This is a genomic window from Pseudoduganella sp. UC29_106, from assembly GCF_044055365.1.
Taxonomy (GTDB): Bacteria; Pseudomonadota; Gammaproteobacteria; order Burkholderiales; family Burkholderiaceae_D; genus Rugamonas.
This window is the reverse complement of record NZ_CP171977.1, coordinates 3,563,024-3,583,864: the sequence shown is the minus strand read 5'-3', so window position 1 is coordinate 3,583,864 and position 20,841 is coordinate 3,563,024. Positions and strand designations below refer to the sequence as shown.

Here is a 20,841-nt window from a genome sequence, read left to right as displayed (position 1 = left end):
CAATACGTGAAGCGTAGCTTGAGTCCTCCGATCTCTGCTCGGCATGACCACTGCGAAAATTTGTTCGTCTTCTTGTTGACTTTCGCAATTGCCTTTTCTGTATTGCCGCTCGCACAATGGGCAGAATTTGCTCAGCCAACAGCGGTTCGGAAGCCGGACCACAACCCGAAAGTCAGAATTCATGAAGCATTTCGCGAAGTCCTTCATTGCCAGCTTGCTGGTGCTCGCGGCGACGTGCAGCCCCAGCGTCTCGTGCGCCAGGGGAACAACGCTCTATAGTGGTCTGGACGAAAACGGCCACCTGCAGGCGGCGCAGGTCGCAGGCATCGATGGCTTCGGCTATGTGCGCCTGCAGCATGGCGTGCAATTTCGCATTGGAGACGTCGTCAAGAACGTGATCTTCTATGGTCCGGCGACAGTGCGCGTGAACGCCAACCTGGGCACGAGCCATTGGACCAGTCCCAGCCTGGTTGTGGTGAGCAAACCCGTCAAGGTCCCTTTCGACCTCGTTGAGAAAGGAAACACGCTGACGATCAAGAGCGCCCGGCTGCGCATCGAGATCGACCGCAAGACGGGGGCACTGAGCTTCATGGACGGTAGCGGCCAGCTGTACACGCGCGAGGGTGGGCAGCCGCAGTGGATCAAGGCAATCGAAGTTTCTGGCGCGCCTTCCTACGAAGTGGAGAATCGCTTCACGCTGAAGCCGGAGGAGGCGATCTTTGGCTTTGGCTATACCGATAGCGATACGGTCAACCGGCGCAATCAGGACTTGCTGCTGGTGCAGACCAACCTGGGCATCATCATTCCCGTGATGATGTCGTCCGAGCGCTATGGCATCCTATGGGATACCTATTCGAAGATGCGCTTTCACGACGGACCGGATGGCGCCCGCCTGTGGGCTGAAAGTGCGCCCGGCGGCGTGGACTATTACTTCATGGGCGGCCGCTCGATGGATGACGTCGTGGGTGACTATCGCCGCCTGACCGGGGCTGCGCCGATGTATCCGAAACAGGCATTTGGCCTCTTCATGAGCAAGGAACGTTATCCCACCCAGCGCCGCATTGTGGAGGTGGCCGAGACCTTCCGTAAGGAGCGCTTCCCGCTCGACTACATCGTGCAGGATTGGCAGTACTGGGGCGGCGACAAGGACGGCACCTGGAGCGGCATGACCTGGGATCCGGTGCGTTTTCCGGATCCGGCCGGCATGACCGACAGCCTGCATAAGCTCAACCTGAAGCTGATGGTATCGATCTGGCCGTCGGTGGGCAACGACACAGCGCTGGCCAAGGAACTCGATCAGTACGGACTGCGTTTCGAACCCTTGCACTGGATCTCGCAGAAGGCGCGTGTCTACGACGCTTACAGCGCCAAGGGACGCCAGATCTACTTCAAGCATGCGAAGTCCGGCCTGTTCGACAAGGGCGTGGATGCACTGTGGATGGACGGCACGGAAGTGGAAGTCGGTTCCGCTGCCTGGGACGCGGCCAGGAATGAAGCCGACATCAAGTTACTGGGCAGGAATGCACTGGGCGACTTCTCCCGCTATTTGAATCCCTATACGCTGCTGACCACCCAGGGCACTTACGATGGACAGCGCGCCACGAGCAACAAGCGCGTGTTCACACTGACCCGTTCAGCCTGGGCAGGTGCGCAGCGCACCGCCGCGGCATCCTGGTCGGGCGACATCTTTGCAAGCTGGGATACCTTGCGCAAGCAGGTGAGCGGCGGCGTCAACGTGACCATCACCGGTAATCCTTACTGGACGCAGGATACTGGCGGCTTTTTCGTCGCCCGCGATTTCCCGGGGGGAGAGAAAGATCCGGCTTACCGCGAATTGTTCGCGCGCTGGTTCCAGTATGGCGCCTTCAACCCGATCATGCGCGTACACGGTACCGACATCGAGCGTGAGCCCTACATTTTCAAGACGCTCGATGCGGAAGTCTACAAATCCCTGCTCGACGCGGCCCACTTGCGTTACCGCCTTCTGCCCTACACCTATGGCCTCAGCGCCAGGGTGACCAGCGACCATTACACGCTGATGCGTGCCTTGCCGATGGACTTTGCGGAGGACCAGGCGACTTACGGCATCAACGATGCCTTCATGTTCGGCCCCTCATTGCTGGTACACCCGGTCACGCGGCCGATGTACCGCATCCAGCCGCCGCCACCGGCAACCATCCCGGTAGATTACCTGCGCACGCCGGACGGCCAGCCCGGCCTGGCGGGGCAGTACTTCGAAGGGCGCAATTTTGAAATCCCGAAGGGCCAAGTGATCGACAAGGTGATCGACCATTCCTGGCCGGCGCCCCCATTGGCCACCATTCCTGCGGGCTTGAGTCAACTGGACGACTTCTCCGCGCGCTGGACCGGCACGCTGGAGGCGCCGGAGGATGGCGAGTATGAAATCGGCGTGGAAGGGGACGACGGCTACCGCCTGCTCCTCGACGGCGCAGTGGTGCTTGAGCGCTGGGAGAACGGCGGCAAGCGGCTGGCCAGCACGCGCCAGGTGCTGCGCAAGGGCCAGCGCGTCAAACTGACGCTGGAGTATTACCAGGCCACCTCGGACCGCAGCCTGCGCCTCGCCTGGCGCACCCCAAGCGCGATCCGTGCGCTCGCCGAGACCAAACCATCAACCGACGCGAGCATGCGCACCTATCTGCCGAAGGGCACAGCCTGGTACGATTTCTGGACTAACCAGCGTCATGAAGGGGGCCAGAGCGTGGTGCGCGACGTGCCGCTCGATATCGTGCCGCTGTATGTGCGCGCCGGCGCCATCCTGCCAATGGGACCGGTGCTGCAGTACGCCACCGAACAACCGGACGCGCCCTATGAGATCCGCATCTACCCGGGCGCCGACGGCAGCTTTACCTTGTACGAAGACGATAACGAAACCTATGCGTATGAAAAGGGCGCTGCCGCTCGCACCACGCTCAAGTGGAATGACAAGAGCAAGACGCTGACGATCGGCGCCCGCAAGGGCAGCTTCCCGGGGATGGCGAAGGTCCGCACGCTGAATCTGGTGCTGGTCGATCGCGGCAATGGCAAGGGAATCGGTCAGGCGCAGGCCAGCAAGACTGTGCGCTACGAAGGGAAATTCACGGAAGTGAAGTTCGATACCAACATTCACCTTAACCAACCTGGATCTCATGATTAATCTGCCTCGCCGCCATCTCCTCGCAAGCTCCATGGCCACGGCCACCGCCGCGGCACTGCCGGGAGCAGCGCTCGCATCGGCGGCCCGCGCCACCGGCCGCGCGCCATTGGCGCCCACGCCGCCGATGGGCTGGAACAGCTGGAACTCGTTCGCAACCACCATTACCGAGGCCCAGGCGCTGGAAAATGCGCGCATCATGGCGCAGAAGCTGCTGCCATCGGGCTACGACGTCTTCACGGTCGACATCCAGTGGTATGAGCCGAATGCCAACGGCTATGAATACCGCAAGGATGCAGAATTGACGATGGATGAGTATGGCCGCCTGCTGCCGGCGCCGAACCGGTTCCCATCAGCCGCGCAGGGCAGGGGCTTCAAAGGTCTGGCCGACCAGATCCATCGCATGGGAATGAAATTCGGTATCCACGTCATGCGCGGCATTCCGCGCCAGGCGGTGCGCCTGAATACGCCGATCCTGGGCACCAGCCTGCGAGCGCAGGATATCGCCGACACCAGCTCGGTCTGCACCTGGAACGGCGACATGTACGGCATCGACATGACCAGACCGGGCGCGCAGGAATATTACAACTCGATCTTCAAGCTGTATGCGTCGTGGGGCGTCGACTTCGTCAAGATGGACGACCTGGCGCGCCCGTACGACAAGAACTGGCGCGAAATCGAAGCCGCGCACAAAGCCATCCAGGCTTCCGGGCGGGCGATTACGCTCAGCATCTCACCCGGCGAAACCGATCTCAAATGGGCGAGCCATGTGCCGCATTATGCGCAGATGTGGCGCATCTCGGACGATTTCTGGGACGAGTGGAAGCTGCTGAAGGAGCAGTTCGAACGCCTGGAGAACTGGAATCCCGTCATGGGCGCAAATTCCTGGCCTGATGCCGACATGCTGCCGCTCGGCCGCCTGGCGATGGGCGCGCGCGATACCAAGTTCACGCCGGACGAGCAGCAGACCTTGATGACTTTATGGGGCATTGCCCGTTCGCCGCTCATTATGGGAGGCGACTTGCGCAGCCTGGACGCCGCTACGCTAGCCTTACTGACCAATCCGGAGGTGATTGCGGTGAACCAGCGAAGCCATGCGAATCGGCCGCATCGGGCCGATCCTGATACGCGCATCTGGAGTGCGCAGGCGAAGGGCGCCAGCGGCGTTTATTACCTGGCCTTGTTCAACACGGGCGATCTGCCGGCGAAGATTGAGTTTGACCTGTCGCGCCTTAACCTGGGCGATAAGAAGGTGGCGCTACGTGACCTGTGGGCGCGACAGGACCGCCCGGCGGCGCATGGGGTGATCCATCAATCCCTGGCGCCGCACGGCTCGGCCCTGTTACGTTTGGTGGCGTAACAGGGCCGCGCCAATCAGTCAGGCTGGACTGGCGACGACAGCGCGGCGTCGCCCCAGCTTACCGGCAAGTGCTCATTCTCTCCTCCGGTGCTGCGCGCCACCAGTTCAATGAGCTTGACACCAGCCACGTCGGCGTTCAAGGCGTGCGCTGGCTGGCCCCAGCGCATAGGTTTGCTCTTTGCCAGGAGTTTGCCGTCGCCATAGACCATGAAGGTCACGCTGCGCGTGCGGTCGTGTGCGGAATCGTCGACACCGACCTTGGCGTTGAGGCGGCGATAGCCCTGATTGCGCACCTCCAGCCGGGAGTTGGCCAGAATGCCGATACCGGCAGCGTAAGTGACTCCGGCAATTCGTAACGTCTGGCCGTAGGGCGTGCTATCGGCGCGGGCGCCGCCCCAGCCGGCGTACATTGGCCGCTCGCCTGGCCCCTTGGTTCCGCTCCAGGCGGCGGAGGAACGGAAGATGGTAGGATCGGCTTGCGGCCTGATCACGCCATCCACGGCGGGATTCACACTGCCAGTCTGTTCCGACAGATAAAGCCCCTGCGACAGCTCGCGCGTGCCGGAAGCACGGAAGATCCGGGTTTCGCGCGGGGCCACACGCAGCTTGGTCTCATTGGTAAAAGCGGCGTTGGCCTTGGTCCAGAGATCGGTCAAGGCGATGGGCGCGTCCTTGCGGAACTTGAGATGCTCGGCAGTCAGGTCGACCTCGATCGGGGTAATTCCGCGGTTGAAGATGGCAACGGCTTTTTGCCGGACGCCAGCGGCTTGACCATAATTTGCAGGTCGTCGGCGTCATAAGCAAGCGTGGCCTGATTGCCGGCGGCATCCTGGTTGACCGCAATGACGTCGGCGTTGCCAACGATCTCCATCAGCTCCTGCGGCATGGTCCTGAGGTCGGCGCCCATCATCAGCGGCGCATTCAGCATGGCCCAAAGCGAGAAATGCGACCTGGCTTCGACCAGGTGATCGGCGTCGAAGTCGCCCTTGCCGATGTACAGCATGTCCGGGTCATTCCAGCTGCCCGGATGCCCATACAGTTCGCGCCTTGCCGCGCTGTCGAAATTGCTCAGCATGCGGTTCCAGTAGGGCGTGATGTCGTCGCTGGTGCGGGAGATATTGCCGACGTTCTTGCCCCAGGCACGCACATCCGCCGCGCCCCAGATGCACAGCGAGAGAAGAAAATCGCCGTCGGGCTTGTTGCGCTTGAGCGCCGCGTTAATCTGCGCGAATTCGGCCTGTACCGCCGGAATGTCGGAGCGGCTTACCGATTCCAGGTCCAGCACCGGCGGCAATGCACGGTACTGACCCGAGCGCACCTTCGGGCTTGCCGGACCGTAGGCACGCAGACCGCAGCCATCGACCTTGATGAAATCGAAGCCCCAGTCGGCGAAGTAGAGCGCGATGTCCTGATCGATATGGCCGTAGAGTCCGACCTCGCGTTCCAGTACGCTGCCCTTGGGCAGATCGGTCTCGCTGCCGGAATATGCCTGGGAGCAGGTGTTGCGGCCAAGGTCAGAATAGATGCCGGCCTTGAGTCCCATTGCATGGATTTTGTCCGTAAAGGGACGGAAGGTGCTGGCGTTGCCGGTCACCGAGGACGGAAAGCGGTCAGGCCGTATGACCATATGGCCGTCGGAAACACGGCGCTGCAAGGCCCATCCGTCATCGATATTGATATAGCGGTAGCCTTTGGCGGCCAGGCCGGCGTCAACGATGCGCTGGGCCGAGCCCAGTATCTTTGCTTCATCAATGTCGGTGCCAAACGCATTCCAGCTGCTCCATCCCATCGGCGGGGTGAGGGCGCGGCCGGCAGTATAGGCGCTCCAGCGGGCAGTTGGCGCGAGCGGATCATTTGCCGCGTGCGATGTGGACGCCGCGAACCAAAGGGGGAGCAATGCAAGAAGAGGTTTCCAGCGTAAGTTTAGTTTTTGCATCAAGGTTTCCGTTAATGTTTTGCTTGGAATGAAGTCAGCGCTTATTTCACGTCGAGCTCGAATGGGCCAGCCGGCAGACCATCACCGCCGAACAGGTTCACAAACGGCGCATCCGCCCACGCGTAGCGCACGCGCGTCGTAGCGGCGGTGCCCGCGCCGGGCAGTACGACCGTATCGCCGGAGACGCGCGCATCGGCATAGCGGCACGCCTTGCGTGCGCATACCTCGAAACCGAATGCCTTGTCGGACGAATAGGTCGCCAGGCCGCTGCCCGTGTCACGGAATGCGATGACGATATTGCGGCCGACGCGCCGCGCCGAGATGGGCGCGGGGCTGCCGGGTGCCGGGTTTTCTCCGTAAGCGACGGTGCGCGCGATGCGCGCCAGGCGTTCTCCGACCACCGTTTTCTGGGTCGGGTGGATATCGAAGCGGTCGCCTGCGTCGAGCGTGACGACGAGCCCGGCGTGCGCATCGTGCGCCACAGTCTGCGCCTGCGCCTGGCGCAGCTCGGCCCAGGCAGAGTAGCCGGGTGTACGCGCCGGCGAGCCGAATGCCGGCAGCTGCACGACGAAGAATGGCAGCGCGGGCTGAGCGAAGCGCTGGCGCCAGTCGCGCATCAACAGCGACAGCAGCGTGCGATATTCCTGCGGCCCGCCCGGGTTTGCCGCCTCCTCGCCGGCATTGGCCTCGCCCTGATACCACGCGACCAGTTTGAATTTATAGCCAAGCAGGGGGGCGATCATGCCGTTATAGAGTGTAGTAAGGCTCGTTGGCACGTCCCACGGCGCCGGCCGCACCGACAAGCCTGTCATTGCGCTGCCGCGCTGGACCTTCCACGTTGCCGGTAGGGGAACTGTCTGGCCATCGGCCATGATCACATTGCGGCTGGTCGGCGGGCCGGACAAGCCGCCGCCCGTGCCACCGCTCAGCACGCGCATGGCAATCACATTGCGGCCAGGCTTGAACACGCCCTGCGGTACCGCATATTCGCGCCAGGTCCATGGCAGGCCCGCGCCGCCCACGCGCACGCCGTTGACCCAGGTGCTGTCGTAGGTATCGACGGGACCCAGTTGCAGCCTGTTCGCGGCCTTCGCTTGCGCCTCCGTCAGCGTCACGGCAGTACGGTACCAGGCCACGCCGTCGAAGTCCTTGAAGCCGGCTACGCCGCTGTCTTTCCAGGAGCCGGCTGGCGTGACGGATGGCCACGCACTGTCGTCGAAGTCGGGCGCAATCCAGGCGCGCTGTGCGGCCGCTGCCGGATCGTGTGCGCGCCACCACGCTTCGCTGCGTGCGTCTTCGGCATGCATTGCGGCGGCCGGATCGGCGCCATACTGAGCCACAGCCTCGACCCCTTCGCGATAGTCGCTGAGGGAACGCAGCGACTCGGCGCCGATCCAGCTCTGGATCATGGTGCCGCCCCAGCTGGCATTGACGAAACCGACCGGGATCTTGTATTGCGCCTGCAGGGAGCGCGCCATGTAATAGCAGACGGCGGAGGCCTCGCCGACGGTTTCTGGCGTCAGCGTTGTCCACTGAACCGGGGCTTTGAGTTCTGCCTGTGGGGTCGCTGCACTGTTCTTCTGAATATTCAGGTAGCGTAACTGATCGTTGCGGGCGCCATAGGTCGCGCCCATGGCATTGGTTGACGCCCGCACGGCAAATTCCATGTTCGACTGGCCCGCGCACAGATAGACGTCGCCAATCAGGATGTCGTTGCGACTGACCGTCTGTCCGTCTGCTGTCACCGTCAGAGTGTAGGGGCCACCAGCGGATTGCGGCGGGAGCTGGATGGTCCACTTGCCTTGCGCGTCCGCGTTGCCACCCACCACGCGGTCGCCCAGCATGACGGTCACCTTGCGCCCGGCGCTCGCAGTGCCCCAGACAGTGATCGGCTGGTCGCGCTGCAGCACCGCGTGGTCGGAAAAGATGCGCGCCACGCTGAGCTCCTGAGCGAGTGCGGGCAGGTTTATGCAGCACGTGGCAAGCGCCAGCAATGGGGTGATAATGCGTGTTTTGATCATCCGGGTTCCTAATCGTTGTCGGGCGCAGATCCGCCGCTCGATGCTTTGGCGCAGGGACACATGGCGCACCGCCCGGCAGTGGTCTCCTATTTGTAACAATGCAAGATTCTGAAATCTTGCCTCTGCCAGCGCAATTCTGAAATCAACCAATCGGCTTAATACTATTGATGAACGATGTCGCGGCTACGGCCACGTCCACGGCTGCGGCCACGGGGCGCCGTGCGCGCTCTGCGAGGGCGTGCGAGGTGCCGGCGCAAGAAGGCTGTACCATGTCGGCCAGCTGACTATGACGCCGGACGGGGCAGGGACTGTTAAGATGCAAGCCACGGCCGCGCTAATCTAAGCCACGGAGACTGAATAACAACTGTACGATAATGGAAGAGTTTTATAAGAAGTCGCTTCTCGCGTTCATTCTGCTGCTGGTAGTAGACGCCCTGCTTGGGGGCTTCTTCATCTATCGCAGCTATTTGTCCTTGTCTCTTTTGCCGGCACACGATGTGCGCTGGCGCGCCATTGCCGATGGCACGCAGGAAGGCAGATCGACGATCCGTATACAGAGTTCAACGCCGGAGCAGCTGAGTTTTGGCTTTCGGCTGGCAGATTCGGCACAGTCTCCATTCTTTTCCGCCGGACTGCAGCTGGAAGACTCGAAAGGCAAGTTGGCTCACCTGGATCTGACCAAGTACAACAGCATTACCATCCGCGCCAAATGTGCGCCTGCGAATTCCTTGATCTTTTCGCTCTCGACCTTTGACGAAAATCTCTCGAAACCTGGCAACTTTTTGACTTACCGCTCTCCGCTGACATTTTTTTACTGCAGCGAGGAGGGCGGAATGGTTTCCCCTGGACCTGACCCGGCTTGCGATGTCCGAATGGTGGTTTGACATGATGAAGCTCGATCTGTCACGCCAGGGCTATAAGCTGGACAAGGTGTCGAAGATCGTGTTCGGAAACAGCCCCCGTACTGCTCATAATGTCGACAGTTACCTGGAAATCAATGAAATGGTGCTGCATGGCCGTGATTACCGTTATCTTGTCGCGCTGGCGTTCATCATTGTGGCGGGCGGGGTGGTATTTGCGGTCGTTTTTTTCCGCGCCCATACCCGTGCCCTGGTCACTAGTGTCAACGGTAGATTACAAAAAGATTTGACCTTGGCTGCATACCGCCAGCTGACTCTGGAGCCTCACAGGGACAAGGAAAAGGCGTCCGTGCTGCGCTATATCGCGACGAATTACAAGAATGCCGAGCTGGATCTGGAAGGGGTGGTGTCCAGCACCGGGTCGAACCGCCGAAAAGTGAATGAAATATTGAAAGCGGAACTTGGCATGACATTCACCAGCTATCTAAATAAGCTGCGGCTGTCCGAAGCTGCCCGCTTGTTGACCGCCAATAAGGATGTGGCGGTGGCGGAAATTGCCTATTCGGTCGGCTACGCCAATGTTTCCTATTTCAACCGGCTGTTCAAAGAGGAATACGACTGCACGCCCGGAGCATTTCGAACTCTGTCGGCGCAGCAGGAGCCTGACGCCTGTGCCGCCGGATCGCCAGGCTCCGACTAGGGCCACTAGGCGCCCGCGGCGGCGGAAGGAATATGCCGGCGCAGGTCCAGATTGAACCGGAATCTGCTCGGATTTCAGTGCGATATGCAATCTTCTGCAGCGCTGAAACTGCATACTTCTCCTTACCCAAGCACAGGAGATATGCACATGGTATTCAAACCCAAATTCATCAGCTTTGACTGCTACGGAACCCTGATTAACTTCAATATGGGCCCCACAGCCAGGCTGCTATTCGAGGAGCGCGTTCCGGCTGAACGCATGCCGGCATTTTTGGAGAGCTTCCGGTTTTACCGGCTGGACGAAGTATTGGGAGAGTGGAAGCCCTTCTTTGACGTTATCGAAAATTCGATCCGGCGCGCGTGCAAGGCGCACGGGGTTGCATACCATCCCTCGGACGCGGCGGCATTGTACGACGCCATACCGACCTGGCAGCCGCATCCGAATGTGGTCGAGGTACTGGAGACGATCGCTCCGCACATCCCCCTGGTGATCCTGTCGAACTCGATGGTCGATCTTATTCCGCACAGCGTCGCCCACCTCAAAGCCCCGTTCCATGCGGTGTACACCGCTGAAGAAGCGCGTGCGTACAAGCCGCGTGCCCAGGTCTTCGAATACATGTTCGAACAGCTTGGCTGCGGGCCGGACCAGATGATGCACTGTTCGTCGAGCTTCCGCTATGACTTGATGACGGCGTCCGATCTTGGCTTCATGGCGAAAGCCTTCATCGATCGCGGGCATGAGCCCACGTCCGAGGACTATGGCGTCAGCCGGTTGACGGACATCCGCCAACTGCCAGGCTTGCTGGGGCTTTGATGATGGCGCTGGATAGTGACCCGATGGAGGCGCCTGCACTGAGCACGGCGGCTCCCAGCCTGCCTCTGAACGAGGTGGAGGAGCTGGTTAATCGCCTCTACGGCATCAGGGGAAGCATACGACCGCTTTCGAGCGAGCGTGACCAGAACGGCTGTGTGGAAACCGCGAACGGCACCCGCTATGTGGTGAAGATCAGCAATCCCTCCGAGCCGGTAGGAATTGTCGACTTTCAGATCGCAGCGCTGGAGCACATCGCCCGCGTATCGCCCGCCCAGCCGGTGCCCCGCGTCGTGCGCACCCTGGGCGGACGAACGCGTGATTTCGTTACCTTGCCAGGCGGGCAGCGAAGCACGGTGCGGATGCTTACCTATCTGGACGGCGTCCAGGTCAAGGAGACTGTCCGCACCGCCGAGCAGCGCCGGGCGATGGGAGCCGGCCTTGCGCAACTGGACCTTGCCCTGCACGGTTTTACGCATCTCGCCGCACAGCACGATTTGTTGTGGAACGTCTCTGCCGCGCACCGGCTGGCGTCCAAGCTCGATGGCGTGACAGATGCGCCGCGCCGCGCGCTCGCTGAATCGTTCATGAAGCGTTTCATCGACCACGTGTTGCCGCGGCTTGCCTCGGTCCGGTCGCAAGTGATTCACAACGACTACCACTTCTACAACGTGCTGGTCGCCCCGGCAGATCAAACATGTATCACGGGGATTATCGACTTCGGCGACATGCTGTTTGCACCGCTGGTAGGCGAGGTGGCCACGGCGGCAGCCTTTCATATGGCTGGCAATGCCGATCCGTTCGAAGGGCCGTCGCAATTCGTTGGCGCCTATCACTCGATACTGCCACTGACCGACGCCGAGCAAGAGATCGTCACAGACCTGATGGCAACGCGCCATCTCGTGACGGCGCTGATTTCTGAATGGCGCGCTGCACGGTATCCGGAAAACCGCGCCTATATCATGCGGCACAACCCTGCAGGTTGGGAGGCTCTGAGCCAGATGGCAGACCTTTCCCGCAATGAAGCACGCGATCGATTATTGAGCGAAGTACGAAAGGGAAAAAACCAATGAAAAGCACCACCGACCTCAATATGGTCAATGCCTATATTCCTGGACGCGCGAGGATGGAACCGGCCACCGAGGCGATGATTGCGCGGCGCGATGCCTTGCTCGGACCCGCGTACCGCCTGATGTATGAACACCCGCTCCATATCGTGCGCGGGGAGGGTGCATGGCTGATCGATCCGCAGGGACGCCGGTATCTCGACGTGTATAACAATGTGACTTCGCTCGGGCATTGTCATCCGGCGGTCAGCGAGGCGATTTGCACGCAGGTGCGCACCCTCGCTACCAATACCCGCTATTTGCACGACACCATTCTTGAACTGGCGGAACGCCTGCTGGCCACCGTGCAGGAGACCGACCTTGCCCATCTCATGCTCACCTGCAGCGGCAGCGAGGCCAACGATCTTGCCTATCGCATTGCCAAGGTACGCACGGGCGGCACTGGCGTGATCGTGACCGATACCGCCTACCACGGCATCACCGATGCAGTCTCGCAATTCTCGCCGTCGCTGGGCGCCTCGGTCGATCTTGGCCCGCACGTCCGCCTGGTCCCTGCGCCGCGCCTCTATCATGCGGAGGGCGCAGATCTGGCTGAACGATTCACGCACGATGTAGAGGCGGCGATCGCCGACCTGCGCCGTCACGGCATCAAGCCGGCTGCCCTGATCGTCGATTCCCTGTTCACCAGTGACGGCATACTCCCTGAACCAGCAGGGCTCTTGAAGGGAGCGGTCGATGCGATCAAGCGCGCTGGCGGTCTGTTCATCGCGGACGAGGTCCAACCGGGCTTCGGGCGGACGGGCGAGTATATGTGGGGCTTCCAGCGCCATGGCCTCAGCCCGGACATTGTCACCATGGGCAAGCCGATGGGTAACGGTCAGCCTATCGCCGGATTGCTGGCGAGCGCCGACGCGTTGGCGGAATTCGGCAAAAACTCCCGGTACTTCAACACTTTCGCCGGCAACACCGTGTCCTGCGCAGCAGCGCTGGCGGTACTGGAGACCATTGAACGCGAGAAGCTGATGCAGCATGCGGCGAAGATCGGAGTTTTGCTCCGCGACGGTATCGCCGACCTTGCGACGCGCCACCAGTCCATCGGCGATGTGCGGGGCGCCGGGATGTTTGTAGGCGTGGAGCTGGTCCTGGATCGCGCATCGCGGGAACCGGATCGCCGGCGTACCAGCCAGGTCGTGAATCGCATGCGGGACAAGGGCATCTTGCTCAGCGCATGTGCACAGGGCCATAATGTGCTCAAGATCCGGCCTCCGCTGATATTGTCGGCGGAACAAGCTGGAATGGTGATCAACGCCCTCGATGAAGCGCTAGCCGAAACCCTGCACGACGTTTAAGTCCATCATCCATTATGCGACCTGATTGTTCCCTCGACCGCATCGATTTGAAGATTCTGGCGCACCTTCAGCGCGAGGGGCGCTGCTCCAATGTCGAACTGGCGCAGGCCGTGGGCCTCAGTGAAAGTCCATGTCTCCTGCGGACAAAGCGGTTGCAGGAAGTTGGCGTTATTGTCGGTTACGGCGCTGATATCGCATTCGAGAAGGTGGGCGATCACGTCATCGTGTTTTCCGAGGTGACCATCAGCAGCCATAAGCCGCAGGACTTCAGGAAGTTCGAAACAGGCGTGCGCAAGTACAGTGAAATAGTCGATTGCTACAACGTCAGTGGCGGCTACGATTACCTGCTGAAAATCGTGGCGCCGAGCGTTGCCCATTTCCAGGCGCTCATGGACCGCTTATTGGACGACAATATCGGGATCGAAAAGTTTGCCAGCCGCGTCGTACTGCGCCAGCCGCTCGGGCAGCGGAAATATCCGCTGCTTATTATCGAAAACGGCAAGAAGAGTTGGGAGTGATCCAGATTAAAGGTGGCACGTCGGCACGGCCCTTATGAAATCGTGTGTCGCCGTGCCGTGTCCGCGGTCGCTTGACCGCCTTGTTCGGCCGGTACGTCGGCGCCGATGCAGAGTCAGGGCCGGCCCTGGACAAGATCAGCGGTGCCCAACTGCGGCCGTTGCTTGCCCCGCGTGTTGATTGGAGATCGCCATGCACGGTATCACGCCGGCTGGCAGAGTTCGTGGCGCTGGAGCGAGAAGCTTCAATCGCTCATTTTGAGTGTTGCATTATTGCCTCGTGGCGCGGAGCGATTGCGCGCCGAGACGAGACATTGGGGAACGCGGAACTTTCCCGGCACGCTGGCCTTCCGGCGGGATGCCAGGCGCGAACAGGGCGCGTTGCAGTTGTATGACGAGGAGGGTTTCGATGCCTTTAGTTGGCTCGTCATGCATGCGGAAATGCAGCACTGGCCACATAGTACGGAAGCGGTGCTGCAAGAGTCGTCATACAACGAAGCTCAGCACGCGCCAGTCGCGCGCTTGCCAGCACATGGCCCGTTCTCGAAGCACGGTCTGTAACGCTGCGATGCCGCGCGCAGTACTTGCTGGCGCTCCGGCCTTTTCATTAATTGCGTTGGTGATTTTCGCAATTGCTCGCGTTATTTGCGAGCAGCAGAATGTGCTCGTCGTATCGCAAGTTCAATAGCACCAGAGCCGAACGGCCAGAGAACACGACGGAGACAGTCACGAAGATTCCTCACTGCGGACCGCATGCGCGGTGCCCGCTTCGTTGCAGTCATCTCGTTCAACAGTTCCCGAGCACAAAGCAGATCGCACCTGGCCGATCACTGCCTGGCCGCGATTTCGTGAATGATGGAGAGGAGAATCTGATTGAAGGATATTAAGAAAACAGCGATTGCCGCGGCCGTTGCGCAAGTCGTCTTGCTGTCGAGCGGCGCAGTCTTTGCGCAAGCCGATACCGCCAACAAGAGCGGCGACACCGGCCAGGCAACCGTGGTCGTAGTCGGGCAGCGCGCGGCCTTGGAATCGGCGCAGAATATCAAGATGAACGCGGACGAAATCGTCGATTCGATCGTCGCGGACGATATCGGCAAGCTGCCGGACAAGTCGATCACAGAAGTGCTGCAGCGCGTGCCGGGTGTGACCATTGACCGCACCATGAACCGCGTCGATCCGCAGCAAGGCGTAGGCGACGGCGTCATGCACTTCGCTGCCGAAGGCACCGGCGTGTCGATCCGCGGTCTAAGCTATGTGCGTTCAGAGCTTAATGGACGCGATTCGTTCTCCGCCAACGGCGGCCGCTCGCTGAGCTTTGAGGATGTGCCGCCCGAGCTGATGGCCGGTGTGGACGTTTACAAAAACCCCTCTGCCGAGCAGATCGAGGGCGGGATCGGCGGGCTGGTTAATTTGCGCACTGCGATGCCGTTTGATTACAAGGGATTGAAGGCCGCGTTTTCCATGGAGGCTTCCCGCTCGCAGCTGCGCGGCAAGACCGAGCCTTCACTGTCCGGCATGCTGTCGAACCGCTGGGACACACCATTCGGCCAGTTTGGCGCCTTGATCGATCTGGCGCATTCGAAGATTGCCACGCGCAGTGATGGCCTGCAGGTCTCGCCATACTATCCGCGCACCGACGCAGTGGTGGGTGACAATAGCGGCGCACTGCGCTGGATTACCCCTGGCGCCAACTGGACTTCCAACAACTTCGACCGCAAGCGCGATGGCCTGTACGGTGCACTGCAATGGAAGAAGGGCGATCTCACCTCCGGCCTGACCTACTTCCGTTCGAAGTACAAGATGTATTCGAACGAGAATGCGTTCTTCGTGGGCACCAATCCGCGTACGCTGACACTGGACCAGGGTGCGACCTTCGATGACAAGGGCGCCCTGTTGGCCGGCGTGTTGCGCAATCCGACCGAGGGCGCTGCCGGAAGCGCGGACCGGGGCGTTGGATTCGGCACCGACTCGCGCGCATGGGGCCGTGAGGCGGAAACGCGTGACATCTCCTGGAACGCGACGTGGCGCGCCAACGACCAGTGGACTTTCAAGGCGGACCTGCAGCACACCCGCGCCACGACGGAAGGATATGACAACCTGATCGGGACCGGCGGCTATATGCCGAAGCAGACGGTGGACATGAGCCAGTCGCCGCCGCGCTTCCTGTTCGATGATGCGGACCGCGCATTCCTGGCCGATCCCAAGCACTACTACTGGGGCTCGACCCAGGAGCACCGCGACCGCGCCAGGGCCACGCTGAACGCAGCGCGTCTCGACGCCAAGTTCACCTTCGATCATCCGGTGCTGAATGATCTGCGTTTTGGTCTGCGCGCGACCGAGCGCAAAGCGCTGACGCAGTCCACGCATGATTCCGAATGGTCGCAGATCAGCCAGTCGTGGGCAGTCGGCAATTCGTGGCAGCCATTAAGCCAGCTCGCTTACATGTCTGATCCACGCTTTGCCGGCAACACCAACGTACATACGTTTAACAACTTCTTCAATGGCGATGTGCCGGCGCCACCGTCGATTGTTGTGCCGAACATGTCGCTGACAGATGGTACCGCGGCCGCTTCGCCTGCCAGCTTCCCCATGCTGCACGCCTTCAGTAATATGATCTGCAACACGGGCAACTCCTGTGTCGACTGGAAGCCTGCGCTCTTCGGCGACGACAAGGGGCTGAATCAGCAGAAGGAGCGCACCAAGGCGGCTTATACGCAGTTGCGCTTCGGCTTCGAACAGCTGCCATATCCGGTGGATGGCAATGTAGGCGCGCGCTTGGTGCGCACGGAGTCGACCGCGACCGGCTATACGCTTTTCAGCCCGCCGTCTGGAAACAATCAGCCGCCTGGCGTGCCTTCCATCCCGGCGCAGTCCGCGCAGCAATCGTTCGAAAATAACTATACGAAGATCCTGCCAAGCGTGAACTTGCGCATGAAGGCCAATAGTGAACTGCAGTTCCGCTTTGCCGCTTCGAGGGGCATGACAAGGCCGGAGTTCTACCAGATGCAGGCCTACACGACGTTGAGCCAGAATATTCATACGCATACGGACCCGGTTACCAACCAGGCGGTGCTCGACTCGATCGATTACACCGGCTCGGCGCGCGGCAACCCGCTGCTCAGGCCCACCATGTCGAACAACGTCGACGTGACGGCGGAGTGGTATTTTGGCCGCAGCAACTCGTTGACGCTGGCGGTGTTCAATAAGAAGATCAAGGACATCATCATCGGCAGGACGGCGGTCTATCCGCTGAACGACGCGACCGGCAAGCAGCAGGATTTCCAGATCACCGCTCCCGTCAACGGGGCCAACGGCCGCGCCAGCGGCCTGGAAATCGGCTATCAGCAGTATTTCGACAAGCTGCCCGGCTGGTTGTCCGGTCTTGGCGTGTCCGCCAATTACACTTACATCGACAGCCGCCTGAACATGAACCAGCCGGTGATCGGTGTTTGGTGCACGCCGAAAGATACCGTGGCGGCAAATCTGGCGCGCGACCTGGCCGGCTGCGACACGGATGGCCACGTGCTTGGCGGCGTGCCTATGTCGGGCCTGTCGAAGAACGCGTTCAACCTCGCGCTGCTGTACGATTACGGCCCGTGGTCGGCGCGCCTGGCATATAGCTGGCGTTCACACTACCTGCAGGCGGTCAATACCTGGGGTACGGCTGACGGCAGTGGCATCGACCGCAATCCGGACAGCCCGAATTTCAACAATGCCTATTCGGTGAATTACGCTTTGCCGACGTGGGGCGGCGCTTACGGTCAGTTGGATATGGGCGTGCAGTTCAAGGTGACCGACAATCTGACCGTGGCCTTCGAGGGGCAGAACCTGACTTCCGCCATTTATCGCCAGTATATGCAGCAGCAGATCGGCATGAAGGAACGCTCCGCCTTCGGGACCGGGCCGCGTTACGCGCTGCAGATGCGCTACAGCTTCTAAGCTGCCGATGCTCTCCCGCGGACAGTGCGGGACGCGGGAGAGCCGACTGCAGTTTGCAGGAGGTTGTGTTGTCCCTACGGGCCTATGACTGAAGGCTTGTGCTGCCTTTAATAGCGCGCTGACCGTGCCCAAGCAGGTTACCGTTGGCCGAGGCGGCGCTCGAGTCAACTCTGTAATCCTAGCCCTTATCCGAGCCCTTCAAATTGAGCAGGCCCGTCATCAGCGCGGGCCCTCCGTCGCGTTGGACGCGTCCATCCTGAGCGCCGATCGGCGAAGAGCCGCTGGAAGCTGGAAGAGGGCCTTGTATAAACCTGTCCGAGCGCATCACGCGCCGCGCCAAGCTAAGAAAAAGCTGCGGAAGGAATAAAAAATCCCGCACAGTTCAAGAAATTCTCCAGCGGGTGTTAGTGGCCTGCCGGCTAGTCTGCCTATTCTCCGTCACAGACCGCGTGCACCGGTGCAGCAACACTGACAACGGAGACATATCAAGCGATGTGCACGAGCGTACCCCATCCATGCTGCGATCGGGCGCATCGCCTTTCTCCATCACTCAACTGTCCAACCTTGCTTTTTATGCGCTGGGGGAGACCTGGCGCAACGGCTGGAACAGCGCCGCAGAGCTGTCCGTCATGCCGATCTTTTAACAGGTCGGCCTTTTGGGAGTAAATATGAGTAGAAAATACCATTTCGTCATCCCGGCCATGATGGCCGCTCTTGTGGCTGGCTGCGGCAGCGGCATGAGTACCGACGGGAACAGCGGCGCCGGGAGCGGTTCGGCGAAGACCGCTGCCGTCGTTGTCGCCAGCGGGAACCTGGCGGCGGCCAGCTGGAGCAGTGTCAAGTGGGGCGGCGGCGGCTACGTGACGGGGCTGGTCTACCATCCGGTCAACGCCAGCCTGCTTTACGCTCGCACCGACGTCGGCGGCGCCTATCGCTGGAACGCAGCCGATTCGACGTGGACGCCGCTGACCGACGGCCTGGGATTCGGCGGCGCTGAGGGCAGGTTCCACGACGTGGAGAGCCTGGCCCTCGATCCGGCCAACGACCAGAAAGTCTACATCGTCACCGGCGACACCACGAAGCAGGGCGCTAATGGCCGCCTGTATATCTCTAGCGACCGGGGCAACAACTGGACCTGGGTCAACCTGCCGTTCATGGTGGGCGGCAATGATACCGGCCGCGCCGTCGGCGAGCGCCTGAAACTCGACCCCACCAATCCGTCGACCATGTTCTACGGTACGCGTACGGCTGGACTGTGGAAGAGTACCGACTCGGGCCAGACCTGGTCCCAGGTCACGTCGCTGTCGTCCGCCACGATCGCCGGCAATCCCCCGCCGATCGGCGTCGAGCACCTGATGTTCGACAATTCGAGCGTCGGCGGCGGCCAGACAACCTGGATCATGTATGCGGCCATCGCCCCGGACTACGCCAACGCGGCGGGCCTGACCTCGGTGCTGTACAAGTCCACCAACGGCGGTGCGAGCTGGGCGCCGGTGCCAGTGCCGGCCCAGGCAGCCGGCTTCTACATTCCGCACATGGTGCGTACCAACGATGGCAATTTCTACCTGGTCTTCAACAAGAACGCCGGGGAAGGTCCGGCGGCCCCGGCTATCTCTACAAGTTCGGCGGCACCGTCGGCAATGGCAGCTGGACCTTGCTCAGCAGCAGTACCCAGGGCGGTTACGGCGGCCTGTCGGTCTACGGCAGCGGCGCCAGCGCGCGCATCGCGCTGGGTGTGACGGGCACCTGGGGCGAATACGCCGGCAAGCAGGTCGTGCAATTGTCCGACAATGGTGGGCAGAGCTGGCGCGAAATCGAGGCGGGCATGGCGGGAGAAACGGCGTCGGGCTGGGTCGATGAGGTCGAGATCGACCCGTCCAACCGCGACCACATCATGCACGTGCACGGCGGCGGCATCGTCGAAACCTGGAATGCCTCGGCGGCCACGCCAAGCTGGTCGAGCAAGGTCAATAACCTTGAGGAGACCGCGACGCTGGCCCTCGTTACCCCACCCGCTGGTGCGACTTACAAGTTCATCAACAGCTCGGGCGACATCGGCGCCTGGGTCGATACCGACCTCGCGACACGGCCGACCAAAGGCCCCATGAACTGGTGGAGTAGCGGCAATTCGGCCGACATGGCCTGGTCCGATCCGCAATACATCGCCATGGCCGGCGTCGACAATGCCAACAACCACGTGGGCGTCGGCTACTGGTCCGGCGACGGCGGCAATACCTGGGCGAAGTTTGCTTCCCTGCCAACCGGCGCCGCGGCTGGCACGGACGGCGCGTCCAACGTCGCCGTCACCAGCCGCAACAACGTGATCTGGGCGCCGAACGATGCGGTACCGTCCTACACCACCAATAATGGCGCGAGCTGGAACGCGACCAACCTGCCGCCGCTTACCCTGATCGGCGGCGCGCCGCGCAGCTATCGCCTGAAGGTGGACCGCAAGAATCCGAACAAGGTCTATGCCTACGATTCGGGCGGCGCATGGTGGAATCAATGGTCGGATACAGCACACTTCTGGTACTCGGCGGATGGCGGCCACACCTTTACCGAGCGTACCTCATTCAAGGCGACCAGCCCGATGGTGACGTTCTTCGGCAATACGTCGATGGCGGTAAACCCGAGCGTGGAAGGCGATGTCTGGCTGGCCGATGGCAACGCCTTGTATCACTCGGTCGATGCGGGCGCCACCTGGACCAAGCTCAGCGCCTTCTCGTCGATCTGGGGCAGCAACCAGTGGCCGGACGTGCAGGGCGCCACTGCGGTGACCCTGGGCAAGGCGGCGGCCGGCTCGCCGTACTCTGCGGCAGTTTACGTGGTGGGGGCCATGAATGGCCTGTGGGGTATGTACCGCTCCGATGACGGGGGCGCCACCTGGTCGCGATTCAATGACGATGCGCACCAGTTCGGCGGTATCTATCACCTGGCCGGCGACTGGAATACCTACGGACGGATCTATGCCGCCGGCAACGGCCGCGGCGTACTCTACGCCAACTAGGCGGCAGTCTCGCTGAACGGAGGCCGCGTGCCTCCGTTTTTTTCAGCTGATGAATTTCATTGGATGTGTTGTCGATTTTCGCTATTGCAGTGCGATGCGGGCGTTCGCAGAATACCCAGCGAGCAT

Annotated in this window: 16 protein-coding genes; 13 read left to right on the top strand and 3 right to left on the bottom strand. The window is 61.3% G+C overall.

What is annotated here, in order from left to right; translation table 11 throughout:
- The first annotated feature begins 181 nt into the window (after window positions 1-181).
- Window positions 182-3,154, top strand: coding sequence for a TIM-barrel domain-containing protein (locus ACHMW6_RS18075; protein ID WP_395408450.1), 2,973 nt, complete (start codon window positions 182-184; stop codon window positions 3,152-3,154).
- On the top strand, window positions 3,147-4,511 hold the full coding sequence (locus ACHMW6_RS18070) for a glycoside hydrolase family 27 protein (protein ID WP_395408449.1): 1,365 nt from the start codon (window positions 3,147-3,149) through the stop codon (window positions 4,509-4,511). The genes ACHMW6_RS18075 and ACHMW6_RS18070 overlap by 8 nt, the downstream gene beginning before the upstream one ends.
- Before the next feature lie 14 nt (window positions 4,512-4,525).
- Here ACHMW6_RS18070 and ACHMW6_RS18065 read toward each other — a convergent pair whose 3' ends face one another.
- The 3 genes from ACHMW6_RS18065 to ACHMW6_RS18055 are packed head-to-tail and all read right to left on the bottom strand — an operon-like array spanning window position 4,526 to window position 8,384.
- A complete protein-coding gene (locus tag ACHMW6_RS18065; RefSeq protein WP_395408635.1) occupies window positions 4,526-5,212 on the bottom strand; it encodes an NPCBM/NEW2 domain-containing protein in 687 nt (228 codons plus the stop codon).
- Complete coding sequence (locus ACHMW6_RS18060; RefSeq protein WP_395408448.1) at window positions 5,209-6,447, bottom strand: glycoside hydrolase family 27 protein; 1,239 nt, start codon at window positions 6,445-6,447, stop codon at window positions 5,209-5,211. Before ACHMW6_RS18060 ends, ACHMW6_RS18065 begins: the two co-directional genes overlap by 4 nt.
- Window positions 6,448-6,488: 41 nt before the next feature.
- Window positions 6,489-8,384, bottom strand: a complete 1,896-nt coding sequence (locus tag ACHMW6_RS18055) for a sialate O-acetylesterase (RefSeq protein ID WP_395408447.1) — start codon at window positions 8,382-8,384, stop codon at window positions 6,489-6,491.
- Between the two features lie 458 nt (window positions 8,385-8,842).
- Here ACHMW6_RS18055 and ACHMW6_RS18050 point away from each other — a divergent pair, with 458 nt between their 5' ends.
- The 11 genes from ACHMW6_RS18050 to ACHMW6_RS18000 all read left to right on the top strand — a co-directional run bounded on the left by ACHMW6_RS18050 (window position 8,843) and on the right by ACHMW6_RS18000 (window position 20,715).
- Window positions 8,843-9,352, top strand: coding sequence for a hypothetical protein (locus ACHMW6_RS18050; RefSeq protein WP_395408445.1), 510 nt, complete (start codon window positions 8,843-8,845; stop codon window positions 9,350-9,352).
- 1 nt (window position 9,353) lies between these two features.
- On the top strand, window positions 9,354-10,028 hold the full coding sequence (locus tag ACHMW6_RS18045) for a helix-turn-helix domain-containing protein (protein WP_395408444.1): 675 nt from the start codon (window positions 9,354-9,356) through the stop codon (window positions 10,026-10,028).
- Window positions 10,029-10,175: 147 nt separating this feature from the next.
- Window positions 10,176-10,841, top strand: a complete 666-nt coding sequence (locus tag ACHMW6_RS18040; RefSeq protein ID WP_395408443.1) for a haloacid dehalogenase type II — start codon at window positions 10,176-10,178, stop codon at window positions 10,839-10,841.
- Window positions 10,841-11,911, top strand: coding sequence for a phosphotransferase (locus tag ACHMW6_RS18035; protein WP_395408442.1), 1,071 nt, complete (start codon window positions 10,841-10,843; stop codon window positions 11,909-11,911). Before ACHMW6_RS18040 ends, ACHMW6_RS18035 begins: the two co-directional genes overlap by 1 nt.
- Window positions 11,908-13,254, top strand: a complete 1,347-nt coding sequence (locus tag ACHMW6_RS18030) for an aspartate aminotransferase family protein (RefSeq protein ID WP_395408440.1) — start codon at window positions 11,908-11,910, stop codon at window positions 13,252-13,254. Before ACHMW6_RS18035 ends, ACHMW6_RS18030 begins: the two co-directional genes overlap by 4 nt.
- Before the next feature lie 14 nt (window positions 13,255-13,268).
- Entirely contained in the window at window positions 13,269-13,772 is a 504-nt protein-coding gene (locus tag ACHMW6_RS18025; RefSeq protein WP_395408439.1) for an Lrp/AsnC family transcriptional regulator, read from the top strand.
- Window positions 13,773-13,934: 162 nt separating this feature from the next.
- The gene (locus ACHMW6_RS18020; RefSeq protein WP_395408438.1) at window positions 13,935-14,330 is read left to right on the top strand and encodes a hypothetical protein; all 396 of its coding nucleotides are present in this window, start codon (window positions 13,935-13,937) and stop codon (window positions 14,328-14,330) included.
- Window positions 14,331-14,642: 312 nt separating this feature from the next.
- Complete coding sequence (locus ACHMW6_RS18015) at window positions 14,643-17,708, top strand: TonB-dependent receptor (protein ID WP_395408437.1); 3,066 nt, start codon at window positions 14,643-14,645, stop codon at window positions 17,706-17,708.
- A gap of 515 nt (window positions 17,709-18,223) precedes the next feature.
- Entirely contained in the window at window positions 18,224-18,352 is a 129-nt protein-coding gene (locus ACHMW6_RS18010; protein WP_395408436.1) for a hypothetical protein, read from the top strand.
- 24 nt (window positions 18,353-18,376) lie between these two features.
- Entirely contained in the window at window positions 18,377-19,447 is a 1,071-nt protein-coding gene (locus tag ACHMW6_RS18005) for a WD40/YVTN/BNR-like repeat-containing protein (protein ID WP_395408435.1), read from the top strand.
- Window positions 19,363-20,715: a hypothetical protein gene (locus ACHMW6_RS18000; RefSeq protein WP_395408434.1), complete on the top strand. Its 1,353-nt coding sequence runs from the start codon at window positions 19,363-19,365 to the stop codon at window positions 20,713-20,715. Before ACHMW6_RS18005 ends, ACHMW6_RS18000 begins: the two co-directional genes overlap by 85 nt.
- The last annotated feature ends 126 nt before the right edge of the window (window positions 20,716-20,841 follow it).

Excerpts from the sequence above, each read along its gene's own strand:
- ACHMW6_RS18075 (WP_395408450.1), top strand. The coding sequence starts at position 182 with ATGAAGCATTTCGCGAAGTCCTTCATTGCCAGCTTGCTGGTGCTCGCG.
- ACHMW6_RS18040 (WP_395408443.1), top strand. The coding sequence starts at position 10,176 with ATGGTATTCAAACCCAAATTCATCAGCTTTGACTGCTACGGAACCCTG.
- ACHMW6_RS18050 (WP_395408445.1), top strand. The coding sequence starts at position 8,843 with ATGGAAGAGTTTTATAAGAAGTCGCTTCTCGCGTTCATTCTGCTGCTG.
- ACHMW6_RS18060 (WP_395408448.1), bottom strand. The coding sequence starts at position 6,447 with ATGCAAAAACTAAACTTACGCTGGAAACCTCTTCTTGCATTGCTCCCC.
- ACHMW6_RS18005 (WP_395408435.1), top strand. The coding sequence starts at position 18,377 with ATGAGTAGAAAATACCATTTCGTCATCCCGGCCATGATGGCCGCTCTT.
- ACHMW6_RS18045 (WP_395408444.1), top strand. The coding sequence starts at position 9,354 with ATGATGAAGCTCGATCTGTCACGCCAGGGCTATAAGCTGGACAAGGTG.
- ACHMW6_RS18035 (WP_395408442.1), top strand. The coding sequence starts at position 10,841 with ATGATGGCGCTGGATAGTGACCCGATGGAGGCGCCTGCACTGAGCACG.
- ACHMW6_RS18030 (WP_395408440.1), top strand. The coding sequence starts at position 11,908 with ATGAAAAGCACCACCGACCTCAATATGGTCAATGCCTATATTCCTGGA.
- ACHMW6_RS18010 (WP_395408436.1), top strand. The coding sequence starts at position 18,224 with ATGCTGCGATCGGGCGCATCGCCTTTCTCCATCACTCAACTGTCCAAC.
- ACHMW6_RS18025 (WP_395408439.1), top strand. The coding sequence starts at position 13,269 with ATGCGACCTGATTGTTCCCTCGACCGCATCGATTTGAAGATTCTGGCG.
- ACHMW6_RS18070 (WP_395408449.1), top strand. The coding sequence starts at position 3,147 with ATGATTAATCTGCCTCGCCGCCATCTCCTCGCAAGCTCCATGGCCACG.